Consider the following 13,118-nt stretch of genomic DNA (forward strand, 5'->3'; position numbering starts at 1 on the left):
GACGCTACGCAAGGATGATTAGTGTTGTATTGGTGAAAAATCAATTCAATTTTTTCATGCTTGAATAATTTGTTTTTTGGACGTAGAAGAACGTTCACGACGCCACTGCAGGGCAGGCGTCAATTCGAGAAAAACAAAATTCGAGAAAAACAAACGAAGGGAACGCAGCCATGAAGATTCTCGTCCCGGTGAAGCGGGTGGTTGATTACAACGTGAAGATCCGTGTGAAGGCGGATGGCACGGGTGTCGAGCTTGCGAATGTGAAGATGTCGATGAACCCGTTCGACGAGATCTCGGTCGAGGAAGCGCTGCGGCTGAAGGAAGCCGGCAAGGCCGAAGAGGTGGTGGTGGTGTCGATCGGTCCGGCCAAGGCCGAGGAGACGCTGAGGACGGCGCTGGCCATGGGGGCGGATCGCGCCATCCTGGTTGAGACCGACGATCAAGTCGAGCCGCTGGCAGTGGCGAAGATCCTGAAAGGCGTGGCCGATGCCGAACAGCCGGGGCTGATCATCGTCGGCAAGCAGGCGATCGATGATGACAGCAATCAGACCGGCCAGATGCTGGCGGCCTTGCTGGGCTCGGCGCAGGCGACGTTTGCCTCGAAGATCGAGATCGGTGAGGGAAGCGCCAAGGTCACCCGCGAGGTGGATGGCGGCCTGCAGACGATCGAGGTCAAGCTGCCGGCGGTGGTCACGACGGACCTGCGCCTCAACGAGCCGCGTTATGCCTCGCTGCCGAACATCATGAAGGCGAAGAAGAAGCCGCTCGACAAGAAGGCACCTGCCGACTTCGGCGTCTCCACCGAGCCGCGTCTGAAGGTGCTGAAGACCGAGGAACCGTCGGGCCGCAAGGCGGGCGTCAAGGTCAAGTCGGTGGCCGAGCTGGTCGAAAAACTCAAGACCGAAGCCGGCGTGCTGTAATCCAGTCCGAACGAGGAGTTAGACACCATGGCCATTCTTCTTCTGGCTGATCATGACAGCAACCACCTTTCCGACCAGACCGCCAAGGCGCTGACGGCGGCGACCCAGATTGCCCAGGGAACGGGAAGCGACGTGCACATCCTCGTCGCCGGTAAGGACGCTAGACCGGCTGCCGAGCAGGCAGCGAAACTCTCCGGCGTCTCCAAGGTGCTGCTGGCCGAAAGTGACGCGCTTGCCAACAATCTCGCAGAACCGCTTGCCGATCTCATCGTGGCGCTCGCCGCTTCCTATGACACCATCCTGACGGCGGCCACCTCGGTCGGCAAGAATGTCATGCCGCGTGTCGCCGCTTTGCTCGATGTCGCTCAGGTCTCGGAGATCATCGAAGTCGTCTCCGCCGACACCTTCAAGCGACCGATCTATGCCGGCAACGCCATTCAGACGGTGCAGTCGACCGATGCCAGACGCGTGATCACCGTGCGCACCGCTTCCTTCGCCTCTGCCGCAGACGGTGGTTCGGCCAGCATCGAAGCAATCCCGGCGGTCGCCAATCCCGGCCTGTCCAGCTTCGTCGCCGATGCGCTGTCAACCTCGGATCGTCCGGAACTGACCTCGGCGAAGATCATCATCTCCGGTGGCCGCGCCCTCGGTTCGGCGGAAAAGTTCAAGGAAGTCATTCTTCCCATTGCCGACAAGCTCGGGGCGGCCGTCGGCGCATCCCGCGCTGCCGTCGATGCCGGTTATGCTCCGAACGACTGGCAGGTCGGCCAGACCGGCAAGGTGGTGGCACCACAGCTCTATATCGCCTGCGGCATCTCCGGTGCCATCCAGCATCTCGCCGGCATGAAGGATAGTAAGGTCATCGTCGCCATCAACAAGGACGAAGAAGCCCCGATCTTCCAGATCGCCGACTACGGCCTCGTCGCCGATCTCTTCGAGGCTTTGCCTGAGATCGCCTCGCTGGCCTGAGTGACAGACAAAGCCTGATTTCCATTTACTTTGACCGTTCGCGTCATGCGTCGGTCCGAACCACGGAAGAAAATCGATGGGTAACATTCCGGATAAAGCACGAGTTGTCATTATTGGCGGAGGTATCTCCGGATGCTCGGTGGCCTATCACCTCGCCAAATTGGGTTGGAAGGACATCATTCTTCTCGAACGCAAGCAGCTTACGTCTGGAACGACGTGGCACGCCGCCGGGCTGATCGGCCAGCTTCGCGCCTCTCAGAACATGACGCGCCTCGCAAAGTACTCGGCCGACCTTTACGTGAAGCTCGAAGCAGAGACGGGCATCGCGACGGGGATGCGCCAGAACGGCTCGATCACGGTAGCCCTCACTGAAGAGCGCAAGGAGGAAATCTACCGGCAAGCCACGCTCGCACGTGCATTCGACGTCGAGGTCAATGAGATCTCTCCGCAACAGGTGAAGGAGATGTATCCGCACCTGAACATCGCTGATGTCGTCGGCGCGGTACACCTTCCCCTCGACGGTCAGTGTGACCCAGCCAACATCGCAATGGCCCTCGCCAAGGGTGCAAGGCAACTCGGTGCCAGGATCATCGAGAACGTCAAAGTCACTGCGGTCCACGACCAGGACGGCCGGGTAACCGGCGTGTCGTGGGAGGCGGGGGAAGAGCAGGGCAGGATCGATACTGACATCGTCGTAAACTGCGGCGGCATGTGGGGCCGCGACTTCGCCGCAAAATCTGGCGTGACCCTGCCTCTTCACGCGTGCGAGCATTTCTACATCGTGACTGAGGCTATCCCGAACCTGACCCGCCTTCCGGTGCTGCGCGTTCCGGATGAGTGCGCATACTACAAGGAAGACGCGGGGAAGATGCTTCTTGGAGCCTTCGAGCCGAGGGCGAAGCCGTGGGGTATGGAGGGAATACGGGAGGACTTCTGCTTCGACCAGTTGCCGGAGGACTTCGACCATTTCCAGCCCATCCTCGAGATGGCGGTCAACCGTATGCCGATGCTTGAGACGGCGGGCATTCACACCTTCTTCAATGGGCCCGAGAGCTTCACGCCGGACGACCGCTACTATCTCGGCGAGGCTCCGGAACTCAAGGGCTACTGGGTAGCTGCCGGCTATAACTCGATCGGGATCGTGTCTTCCGGTGGCGCGGGTTACGCTCTTGCTCAGTGGATCAACGATGGCGAGCCTCCGTTCGACCTGTGGGAAGTCGACATCCGGCGCGCCCAGCCATTCCAGAAAAATCGGCGATATCTCAAGGAGCGCGTTTCCGAGACCCTCGGACTTCTCTATGCCGACCATTTTCCGTATCGACAGATGGCGACGTCGCGCGGCGTACGCCGTTCGCCGCTCCACGAACATCTAAAGGCGCGCGGCGCAGTCTTCGGGGAAGTCGCCGGGTGGGAACGGGCGAACTGGTTCGCAAAGCCCGGCCAGGAGCGCGAATACAAGTACTCGTGGAAGCGCCAGAACTGGTTCGAGAACCAGCAGGAGGAGCATCTGGCGGTGCGAAACGGCGTCGGTCTCTTCGATATGACTTCGTTCGGGAAGATCCGTGTGGAGGGGCCGGACGCGCTCCAGTTCCTTCAGCGGCTCTGTGCAAACCAGATGGACGTCAAGTCCGGGCGCATCGTCTACACCCAGATGCTCAACGAGCGTGGCGGCATCGAGAGCGATCTCACCATCACCCGCTTGTCTCCAACGGCGTTCTTCGCCGTCGTGCCGGGGGCGACCCTGCAGCGCGATCTCGCATGGATGCGCAAACAGCTTCGTTCCGATGAATTCGTCGTGATCACGGACATCACAGCGTCGGAGTCGGTTCTCGTGCTCATGGGGCCGAAGTCCCGCGAGCTCATCACGCGCATCAGCCCGAACGACTTCTCCAACGAGGCGTTTCCGTTCGGAACGGCGCAGGAAATCGAAATCGGGATGGGGCTCGCGCGCGCCCACCGCGTCACCTACGTCGGCGAACTTGGCTGGGAACTCTATGTGTCGTCTGACCAGACGGCCCATGTCTTCGAAGCGATCGAGGATGCAGGCAAGGATCTCGGCTTGAAGCTATGCGGCCTCCACACCTTGGATTCCTGCCGCATCGAGAAAGGATTCCGGCACTTCGGCCACGACATCACCGACGAAGACAATGTGCTCGAGGCAGGCCTGGGCTTCGCCGTGAAGGTCGAAAAGGGTGAATTCATCGGGCGAGACGCCGTGGTCAGGATCAAGGCAGAGGGATTGAAACGTCGAATGCTGCAGTTCCGGCTCCGCGATCCCGAGCCGCTGCTCTTCCACAACGAAGCGCTGGTGCGCGATGGCAAGATCGTCTCGATCATCACGTCCGGCAACTACGGCCACCACCTCGGTGGTGCGATCGGCATGGGCTACGTTCCCTGCGAGGGCGAAACGGAAGCGGACGTCCTCGCATCCACATACGAGATCGAAGTGGCGGGCAAGCGTTACGCCGCCGACGCTTCGCTGCGTGCGATGTACGACCCGAAGGCCGAACGCACCAAGATGTAGGTCGAGTAAAGCCGCGAGGAGGGCGGGATGAGCGGAGGAAGATTGATGCTGGAAGGGAAGACCGTGCTCGTGACGGGTGCGACCGGGGGAATAGGCGAGGCGATCGTGGAGCGCCTCGCCAGTTCCGGGGCGACTCCCGTCATTCACTTCAGTCGTGGGAATACTCAAGCCGAAGCTCTTCTGGCCCGCATTTCCGGTAAAGGATTCATAGTTCAGGCCGACCTTTCTCATCCTTCCGGAGCGCGCGACCTGTGGCAACAAGCCCGCGCTGTAGCGGGCGATATTCATGGACTCGTAAACAACGCGGGCATCCGTTCGGAAGTGACAGTGGAAGCTGAACCGGAGGAATGGGACGCTGTGTGGAGAAGAGAATTCCAGATCAACTTCTTCGCGGCGGCCGATCTGTGCAAGGAAGCAATCCTGCATTTCAGGGAGAGGGGAGATGGTCGCATCATCAACATCGCGAGCCGTGCGGGCTTGCGGGGATACGTGGGCAACGCCATGCCCTATGGCGCCACAAAGGCGGCGATCCTCAACCTCACGAAATCCATTGCTCGTTCATTCGGGCCAGAGGGGGTTACTGCGATCGCGGTTGCGCCGGGATGGGTCCGAACTGAGATGGTCCAGCCCCGGATTGATCGAAGCGGCGAGGCAGCAGCGGTGGCCGATATTCCCATCGGACGAATGGCCGCCCCTTCTGAAATCGGCGAGCTTGTAGCTTTCCTGCTGCTGTCCTCTCAGGCTTCCCTGAATGGTGCGACGATCGACGTGAATGGCGGCAGCTACATCCGATAAGGGACGAGGCGAACTGCCTCCGCCATAAAATCTGATAATATCAGATCTGTCCGGGCGCCGTCGTACAGGCTGATGCGAACTGCCCGGACACCCGCCCAACCGCGGGAGTGTCCTTAAGCTCTCCCTGCCTCCGCAAGTATCCAATCCACGAGCGGCATGATCTCATCCAGCTTTGTGCATCTCTCACCGGCGATCAAGTAGAACGCGTTGTTGGTCCGAATTTCCTGGTCCAGAGGTCTGACAAGCATCTTCTTGCGAAGCAGGAACTGGGCCGTGAGAGACCAGCCCAGCGCGAGTCCCTCGCCAGCAAGGGCGGCTTGCATCGCGAGCTGATAGTCGTTGAACACCAGGTTCGGCTCTATCTCGGCAGGCGCCAATCCCACCAGATCAAGCCACTCGCTCCAGCTCATGCGCTTCCTGTTGGGGTCGAATGAGTGAATGAGTTGATGGGCGACCAGGTCCTCGACGGAGCGAATCTGGGCGGCCTGCAAGAAAAGTGGCGAGCAGACAGGAAACACGACTTCGTCCGCCACATGCCACGAGTTCTGCCTCTGCAATCCCTTGGGCCTGAGCCAGATCGTAAGGTCCACCTCGTGATCGGGTTCGATGTCCCTGTCCGTCGTGACGATCTTGATCTTTAGCTTTGGATGAAGCTGCTGGAATCCGGGAAGGTTGGGAACAAGCCAGTGAGCCGCCATCGAACTTGAGGCCGCTATAGTGATATACTGCGTCTCCGGCGTTGTGATCGCTCGCAGACGTTGCTCGATACGTCCGAAGCCAGCCCGCACATCCTCATATAGCTGGCGGCCAGCCGCAGTTAGCTGCACGCCTCTATTATCCCTAAGAAAGAGATCAATCTTGCAGTGGCGCTCCAATGCTTTGATCGAGTGAGAAATACTCGATTGCGTCACATTTAATTCTGCTGCGGCCAGCTTGAAGTTGAGATTCCGAGCCGCGGCTTCGAACACGAAGAGCGAGTGGGTCGATGGGAGCATGTGACGAAGCTTTGACATGATCTGAATTCATACCAGAGGTATTCTTTTCAGTCTACAGAAGTCACATTTCGACGTCTACAGTGGCCTTGTTCGGTGGGCCTGTGGCCACACTTTCAGCTTTGAAAGATCGGTAGATGAATTCGCCTGCATATTCTTCCCAGTCCTCACGCATCACAATTCCTCCGCCGCATGCCGAAGGGACCCCATCAGGATGGTACCTGACTTCCGGCCCGGAGCTTCCGTTGATCCCCCTCAAGGGCGATGTCGAGTGCGATTGCCTTGTGGTGGGAGCCGGTTGGATGGGGCTTCATGCAGCCCGTCGGTACGCCGAGCTGGAGCCGGAAGCGTCGGTAATCCTCGTGGATGCTGGAAGGATCGGTAACAACGCGTCGGGCAGATGCATGGGCTTTGCTATCGATCTTGCGCACAACCCGAGAAAGCATGATTTTGTCGAGGATGTTCAAGGCAACCTCGACGAGCTTAACGCCAATCTTGAGGGAAACGCCTACCTGCGATCCGCGGTGCAGGAACACGGCGTAGACTGCGATTGGGATCCGCAGGGCAAGTATCACAGCGCCGCCACCGACCACGGCGTGGCAGACCTGATAAGCTTTTCGAAAGCGCTCGACCGCATGGGGCAGAGCTATCGCTGGGTCGAGAAGGATGAGATCCGCTCGATTACCGGAAGCAAGCACTACATCAGAGCGCTTCACCACCCCGGCACCATTCTGCTCCAGCCCGCCAAGTACCTGAAGAATGCCGCTCGGGTATTGCCGAAGAACGTCACGGTCCACGAGAACGCTGCCATTACCGGAGTTCAGTATGGCTCTCCGAGACATGTCTTCGAGACCGCGTCGAGTACGATCAGGCCGAAGAAGGTGATCATCTGCACGGCCGGGCATCTGACGAAGTTTGGCTACTATCCGAACACCGCGATCCCGGTCTACACGTTCGCCAGCATGACCCGGCCGCTCACGGAATCCGAACTCGCCCAGGCTGGCACCCATTCCGCATACGGCCTTATACCTGCCGACAGCTTCGGTACCACCGTCCGCCGCACCATCGACAATCGCCTGTTCCTGCGAAACGTATACTCGTATGCGAACGACTTTGAGATGACCCGTGCACAGGTCATGGACACCCGCAAGCATCAGCAGGTCGCCTTCGATAGACGCTGGCCCGGTCTGTCGAAGATCGGTTTCGAGGCGAGCTGGGGCGGACTGCTCACTCTCGCGCAAAACGGGGGCATGGTGTTCGGACAGCTTGCCGACAACGTCTTTGGCGCGGCCTTCTGCAATGGCACCGGCGTGTCCCGCGGAACTGCTTTTGGCAAGGCGGTTGCAGAACTGGCCGCCGGCCGCTCCTCGCCCACGATCGAAATCCTGAAACGGAAAGTTCCGCCAAGCCGCGCCTATCCCAAGCTCATCACATCCCTTGGCGTGCGATTCGTAACCGGACGGCGGTTCAAAAAAGCGGGCAACGAAGTCTAAATATTTTAGAAAGGAACATTGAGATGGCGGACCTGAAGGGCATCAATCTCGCGATGCAGACCCCGTTCAACGACGACGGCAGCATCAACCACAAGATCTACGAGGAGCTCATCGAGAAGTACATCGATGCAGGGGTGCACGGTCTGGTCCTCGGGGCCGGGACCGGTCAGCACCCTTATCTCACCGAGACGGAGTGCAACAATCTGTACGAGCTCGGCGCAAAGCGCATCGACGGTCGCTGCAAGATCATTTGCCAGACATCGGCGCTGAACGTGGACGAAGTGGTCCGCCGCTCGCAGCATGCCGAGGGTATCGGGGCGGACGCTCTGATGATTCTGCCTCCGTACTTCGAAGGACCTTCCGACGACGACGGGCTTGTCGCGTTCTACGGGGAGATCGACGCTGCGATCTCGATCGACATTGTTGGCTACAACATTCCTCAGGCGACCGGGATTTCTGTCTCGACGGATCTCTTGAAGCGTCTCGTCGAGCTAAAGAACTTCAACTATATCAAAGACAGCGCCGGGGACCTCACGGTCCATCAAGAGTATCTGCAGATAACAGACGGCGTCCTCAACGGAGCAGACACGACCACGATCTACTCCTTGTTGGCGGGAACCAAAGGCGTGATTTGGGGCGGCGCGAACTACATGCCGCGGGAAGCCGTTGCGCTTTACGAGCTGGTCACGGCCAACAAATACGCGGAAGCCTTCGCCCTGTGGCGTCGCATGCTTCCGTCACTTCTCTTCATCTGGCGCACTCACTACACGCCCTCCGTTCTCCGTGCTTCGCAGCTACGGGGCTACGGCACTGGCAATGTTCGCAAGCCCCTCGCGAAACTGGGCGCGGACGAAGACCGGGAACTGCAGCGTGCGCTTGAATCGTTGAGCGCCTAGCCAGGGATGGCAAGGAAAACAAAGACGTGCATTCGACATAACTCTAAGAAGGAAAGGGAACGAATATGCGAAATATCCTGAAATTTGTTGCCGCTGCGGCGCTGACGCTCATGAGCGTTGTGTCCGTTCAGGCGCAGGAGAAGGTCATCAAGATGGGCACCATGCCCTGGGAGGATCTCTATCCGATTTCTCTTGTGACCAAGAAGTTCCTCGAGAAGGAGGGCTACAAGGTCGAAGTCACCAAGTTCCAGGAGTGGGGCATCGCCTTTGCCGCGCTCTCCAAGGGCGACGTAGATATCCTCGCGTCACAGATCAACTACATCAGTCAGGACTACTGGGCGAAAAGCAAGAATCGTCTGGAAAAGGTCTCGACCCTGTCGCACGGGCTCTACCAGGGCATCGTCGTCCCCGCGGATGCGCCTATCGACTCCGTCGATCAGCTTAACTTATATGCAGACAAGGTAGGCGGCAAGATCGTTGGCATCGAGCCCGGAACCGGCCTCATGCGCCAGGTCAGCGACGCAATCAAGGCCTACGACCTCAAGTACACGGTGGTCGACGGCAGCACCGCTGCGATGACCGCGCAATTGCAGGCGTCCCTGGAACGGAAGGAACCCATCGTAACGATGCTCTGGGAACCGTCGTGGATGGCACTCAAATTCAAGGTCAAGTTCCTCAAGGATCCAAAGGGCGTGTTCCCGCCGCCGCAGACATACTACTGGATCGCGAAGAAGGGCTTCTCTGCCGAAGATGCACATCGTCGCGAAGTCATGGCCAGCGTGTTCGTGCCGATTGATGATATCACCGCCATGAACGCGGAGATGAACGACAAGGGCGTAACCATGGAACAGGCGGTCGACACTTGGTGGAGCAACCATACCGACCTGATCGACAAATGGTCGGTGATGTCTAAGTGACATCATGTTCGTGTCGAGACGCTCGGCATCTCCCGAGCGCCTCTTCGCTTCAACTTGGGATGGAGGCGTCATGAATATGATGAACCTGGTAAAAGACCGGCAGACCACGCAGAGGGCAAAGGTCATCGAGTGCCGCTCGGTGTGGAAGCTGTTTGGCAGCAAATCTTCGGACGCCGTCAAGGCTGCCGAAAAAGGAACACTCGACAAGGATCAGATCCTGAAGCAGTACGGAAGTGTCGTGGCCGTCGCAAACGCTTCGTTCGAGGTGTTCGAAGGCGAGACGTTTTGCATCATGGGGCTTTCCGGGAGCGGGAAATCTACCCTTATCAGGCACTTCAACCGCCTGATCGAGCCTAGCACTGGCGAGGTGATCGTCCGGGGCAGGGACGTTTGCAAGCTGAACGAGGCGGACCTGCGCGAGCTTCGCGCCAAGCACCTCGGCATGGTGTTCCAGCACGTCGCGCTGCTTCCGTATCGGACCGTCCTTCTGAACGTGTCCCTCCCACTCGAAGTCCAGCAGATATCGAAGAGCAAGCGGCTTGAAACCTGTCGGGCAGCCTTGCAGACCGTCGGTTTGGACAACTGGGCCGAGCGTTATCCGGGCGAGCTCTCCGGAGGCATGCAACAGCGCGTGGGCATCGCCCGTGCTCTGGCCGCGAATCCTGAAATCCTCTTGATGGACGAGCCGTTCAGCGCTTTGGATCCGCTCATTCGCAAGCAGTTGCAGATCGAGTTCAGGCAGCTTTCGCTCAAGCTGAACAAGACGTCGATCTTCATCACTCACGACCTTGAAGAGGCAATCCGCATCGGTGACCGTATTGCCATCATGAAGGAGGGGCGGATCGTGCAGATCGGCACTCCGGAAGAGATCGTGCTCCGTCCGGCCGACGACTACGTTGCGGACTTCGTCGAAGGCATTTCGCGACTGCGCCTCGTAAAGGCCCACTCGATCATGAGTGCGCTGCAATCGGCCGCCCTTTCGGGATCGGAGATGCCGCAGGCGACCGTCGATGACGACCTGCAGACCATGATCGATCTGGCGCTCAATCACGGCGCTGAGAAGATCATGATCACCAGTCAGGGCCGGCCTGTCGGTGTCGTAACGCGTGAAGCCCTGCTGAAAGCGGTTCGCGGAATCGACGCTCATTGAGCGGTCCGGCAACTTCGCGCCGGGGAGGAATTGAAATGTTCGACATCACAGATCCATTCGACGCAATCGTAGACGACGGTCTGATGTGGATCACCGACAATGCTACGAGTTTCTTCGATTTCATTCGGTTTGTCCTTGAGGGTATATTCAACGGCCTCGAAAGTGTGCTCGCGGCCACGCCCTACTGGGCATTCATCGCCATCGTACTGATTACGGGGTGGTTCTTCGTCGGAAGATTTTTCGCCGTGGCTGCCGCGGCAGGCTTGTGGCTATGTCAGGCCATGGGCCTTTGGGCCGACACGATGGCAACGCTGACCCTCGTGCTGAGCTCGACACTCATCGCTCTGATCATTGCGATCCCGGCCGGAATACTGGTGGGTCTGACTGCCGGAATGAACAAGGTCAGCGACGTCGTACTCGATTTCATTCAGACAATGCCCGCCTATATCTACCTTCTGCCGGGCATAGCGCTGGTAGGCTACGGGCCTGCCACGGCCATGTGTGCGACAAGCCTTGTCGCGATTCCGCCCGCGATGCGTCTTACGGCGCACGGCATAAGGATGACCCCCACACAATTCCGCGAACTGGGTCAGGCCGTGGGAATGAAGCCGTCCCATGCCTTGTTCAAGATCCGCATCCCATTCGCGTTCTCGTCCATCCTCGCGGGCGTCAACCAGAGCCTCATGATCGGCTTCGGCATGGTCGTCATTGCAGGAATTGTCGGATCTGGAGGCCTGGGACAAACGGTTTACGAGGCGGTGCGAACTCTTCAGATCGACAAGTCGGTCAACGCTGGTATCGCCATCGTCATCCTTAGCATCGTGCTCGACCGCTTCTCTCAGAGGCTTGCAAACTTTAGATCGGGGGCTAAACGTGGATAGTCTACAGCTTTCTCCGGGATCCGTAGTCGGACCAGCTCTCTCGTGGCTGAACCTCAACTACCACGGCCTGTTTTCTGCCATTGCCGCGTTCTTCGACTTCTGGGTCAGCGGGATCGTCATGATCCTTTCCGCAGCGCCAGCGCCAGTTGTCGCCTGCATCCTGGCCGTAGCTGCGCTACTTCTCTCGGGCAGGCGTATCGCAATTCTGACTCTCATCGGTCTCCTGTTCTGCGATACGATCGGCATGTGGGAGGCTACGATCCAGACGATCGCCCTCGTGCTGCTTGCTGTGATTTTTTCGATCGCCATCGGAATTCCGATTGGGATCCTTCTTTCGCGGAGCGCGCGGCTCCAGGCGGCATCCCGGCCCGTGCTCGACATGATGCAGACCCTTCCGCCCTGGGTCTACCTTGTTCCCGCAGTCATCCTGTTCGGTCTCGGTACTGTTCCGGCGCTCATCTCCACCATTATCTACGGGATCGCCCCGATGGTTCGCCTGACCATCCTGGCAATGGCGCAGATTCCGCATGAAAGACTGGAGCTTGGTGCCGCAATAGGAGCCACGAGGTCGGAGATCCTCCGGAAGATCGAGCTTCCATCTGCACTTCCGACGCTCCTCGTCGGGGTGAACCAGTGCATCCTTCTTTCTCTTGCGATGGTCGTCCTCGCTGGCCTCGTGGGAGCTGGTGGACTCGGCGCAGAAGTCACCAGAGGACTGACGCGCATGGAATTCGGCCTCGGCGTCCGCGCCAGCCTCGCCATTGTCATCCTAGCGATCGTGATGGACCGGACGTTCCGCGGTGCGATCCCGGACGTCTACCTTTCAAAGAACTGACATACAGCAACGCATGGAGAAGTCGATGGTCGGAAACAAGGTCGAGAGCCCGGTAGCGGTTATAACGGGCGGCGGGAGAGGGATGGGCGCTGCGATCGCGCGCGAACTGACATGCCGCGGATACAGGGTCGCTCTGATGTCTCCTTCGAATTCGGCGATCGGAACTGGCGAAAGAGCTGGACGGGATCGGTGTGGCGGGATCGACGAGCAATCTTCACGATCTGGAGAATCTCGTTGCCGCCACTCTTGGAGCCTTTGGGAGGATAGATGCCGTGGTGAACAACACAGGCCATCCCCCCACGGGCAACCTTCTCGATATCGACGACAAACTCTGGATTGAAGCAAACGAGTCGATCGTGCTTTCCATCCAGCGGATGGCAAAGCTTGCGACGCCGGCGATGCTCGAGCAGGGAGGGGGAGCGTTCTTGAACATCACCACGCTAGCCACGTTCGAACCCGACGCAAACTATCCGATTTCCTGTGCCTACCGTGCCGCGGTCGCTGCCTACACGAAAATGTACTCCGACCTTTATGGCCCAAAGAACATCAGGATGAATTCAATCCTGCCGGGCTACATTGACAGCATGAACCATGGCGAGGAGATCAACTTGGATATCCCGCTCCGGCGTATCGGCCATGTCACTGAGATCGCTAAGACGGCGGCGTTCCTTCTATCCAGCGATGCGGGCTACATCACGGGGCAGAACCTCCGTGTCGATGGTGGCATGACAAGACACATGTGACAC

Annotated in this window: 11 protein-coding genes and 1 pseudogene; 11 read left to right on the forward strand and 1 reads right to left on the reverse strand. The window is 58.9% G+C overall.

Annotated elements, in window-relative coordinates:
• Positions 1 to 170: 170 nt before the first annotated feature.
• The 4 genes from ACXHXG_RS15545 to ACXHXG_RS15560 all read left to right on the forward strand — a co-directional run bounded on the left by ACXHXG_RS15545 (position 171) and on the right by ACXHXG_RS15560 (position 5,208).
• Positions 171 to 920, forward strand: coding sequence for an electron transfer flavoprotein subunit beta/FixA family protein (locus tag ACXHXG_RS15545; protein ID WP_457899859.1), 750 nt, complete (start codon positions 171 to 173; stop codon positions 918 to 920).
• A 27-nt stretch (positions 921 to 947) separates the two neighbouring features.
• Entirely contained in the window at positions 948 to 1,889 is a 942-nt protein-coding gene (locus ACXHXG_RS15550; RefSeq protein ID WP_457899860.1) for an electron transfer flavoprotein subunit alpha/FixB family protein, read from the forward strand.
• Between the two features lie 76 nt (positions 1,890 to 1,965).
• Positions 1,966 to 4,413 (forward strand): GcvT family protein, encoded by a 2,448-nt coding sequence (locus ACXHXG_RS15555; protein ID WP_457899861.1) that lies wholly within the window; start codon positions 1,966 to 1,968, stop codon positions 4,411 to 4,413.
• A gap of 27 nt (positions 4,414 to 4,440) precedes the next feature.
• The gene (locus ACXHXG_RS15560) at positions 4,441 to 5,208 is read left to right on the forward strand and encodes an SDR family NAD(P)-dependent oxidoreductase (protein ID WP_457899862.1); all 768 of its coding nucleotides are present in this window, start codon (positions 4,441 to 4,443) and stop codon (positions 5,206 to 5,208) included.
• A 113-nt stretch (positions 5,209 to 5,321) separates the two neighbouring features.
• Here ACXHXG_RS15560 and ACXHXG_RS15565 read toward each other — a convergent pair whose 3' ends face one another.
• A complete protein-coding gene (locus tag ACXHXG_RS15565; RefSeq protein ID WP_457899863.1) occupies positions 5,322 to 6,221 on the reverse strand; it encodes a LysR substrate-binding domain-containing protein in 900 nt (299 codons plus the stop codon).
• Positions 6,222 to 6,445: 224 nt separating this feature from the next.
• Between ACXHXG_RS15565 and ACXHXG_RS15570 the strand changes: the two genes are divergently transcribed.
• The 7 genes and pseudogenes from ACXHXG_RS15570 to ACXHXG_RS15600 all read left to right on the forward strand — a co-directional run bounded on the left by ACXHXG_RS15570 (position 6,446) and on the right by ACXHXG_RS15600 (position 13,115).
• Complete coding sequence (locus ACXHXG_RS15570; RefSeq protein ID WP_457899864.1) at positions 6,446 to 7,693, forward strand: NAD(P)/FAD-dependent oxidoreductase; 1,248 nt, start codon at positions 6,446 to 6,448, stop codon at positions 7,691 to 7,693.
• Positions 7,694 to 7,716: 23 nt separating this feature from the next.
• Complete coding sequence (locus ACXHXG_RS15575) at positions 7,717 to 8,589, forward strand: dihydrodipicolinate synthase family protein (protein WP_457899865.1); 873 nt, start codon at positions 7,717 to 7,719, stop codon at positions 8,587 to 8,589.
• A gap of 65 nt (positions 8,590 to 8,654) precedes the next feature.
• Complete coding sequence (locus ACXHXG_RS15580; RefSeq protein ID WP_457899866.1) at positions 8,655 to 9,506, forward strand: glycine betaine ABC transporter substrate-binding protein; 852 nt, start codon at positions 8,655 to 8,657, stop codon at positions 9,504 to 9,506.
• A gap of 79 nt (positions 9,507 to 9,585) precedes the next feature.
• A complete protein-coding gene (locus tag ACXHXG_RS15585; protein ID WP_457900019.1) occupies positions 9,586 to 10,656 on the forward strand; it encodes a quaternary amine ABC transporter ATP-binding protein in 1,071 nt (356 codons plus the stop codon).
• A gap of 29 nt (positions 10,657 to 10,685) precedes the next feature.
• Positions 10,686 to 11,537, forward strand: coding sequence for an ABC transporter permease (locus tag ACXHXG_RS15590; RefSeq protein ID WP_457900020.1), 852 nt, complete (start codon positions 10,686 to 10,688; stop codon positions 11,535 to 11,537).
• Positions 11,530 to 12,372 carry an ABC transporter permease gene (locus ACXHXG_RS15595; RefSeq protein ID WP_457899867.1) on the forward strand — a complete coding sequence of 281 codons (843 nt, stop codon included), beginning with the start codon at positions 11,530 to 11,532 and terminating at the stop codon, positions 12,370 to 12,372. The genes ACXHXG_RS15590 and ACXHXG_RS15595 overlap by 8 nt, the downstream gene beginning before the upstream one ends.
• Before the next feature lie 25 nt (positions 12,373 to 12,397).
• A pseudogene (locus ACXHXG_RS15600) lies at positions 12,398 to 13,115 on the forward strand (SDR family oxidoreductase).
• Positions 13,116 to 13,118 lie beyond the last annotated feature (3 nt).

Source organism: Rhizobium sp. LEGMi-198b (genome assembly GCF_054114205.1).

Excerpts from the sequence above, each read along its gene's own strand:
- ACXHXG_RS15545 (WP_457899859.1), top strand. The coding sequence starts at position 171 with ATGAAGATTCTCGTCCCGGTGAAGCGGGTGGTTGATTACAACGTGAAG.
- ACXHXG_RS15550 (WP_457899860.1), top strand. The coding sequence starts at position 948 with ATGGCCATTCTTCTTCTGGCTGATCATGACAGCAACCACCTTTCCGAC.
- ACXHXG_RS15555 (WP_457899861.1), top strand. The coding sequence starts at position 1,966 with ATGGGTAACATTCCGGATAAAGCACGAGTTGTCATTATTGGCGGAGGT.
- ACXHXG_RS15560 (WP_457899862.1), top strand. The coding sequence starts at position 4,441 with ATGAGCGGAGGAAGATTGATGCTGGAAGGGAAGACCGTGCTCGTGACG.
- ACXHXG_RS15565 (WP_457899863.1), bottom strand. The coding sequence starts at position 6,221 with ATGTCAAAGCTTCGTCACATGCTCCCATCGACCCACTCGCTCTTCGTG.
- ACXHXG_RS15575 (WP_457899865.1), top strand. The coding sequence starts at position 7,717 with ATGGCGGACCTGAAGGGCATCAATCTCGCGATGCAGACCCCGTTCAAC.
- ACXHXG_RS15580 (WP_457899866.1), top strand. The coding sequence starts at position 8,655 with ATGCGAAATATCCTGAAATTTGTTGCCGCTGCGGCGCTGACGCTCATG.
- ACXHXG_RS15585 (WP_457900019.1), top strand. The coding sequence starts at position 9,586 with ATGAACCTGGTAAAAGACCGGCAGACCACGCAGAGGGCAAAGGTCATC.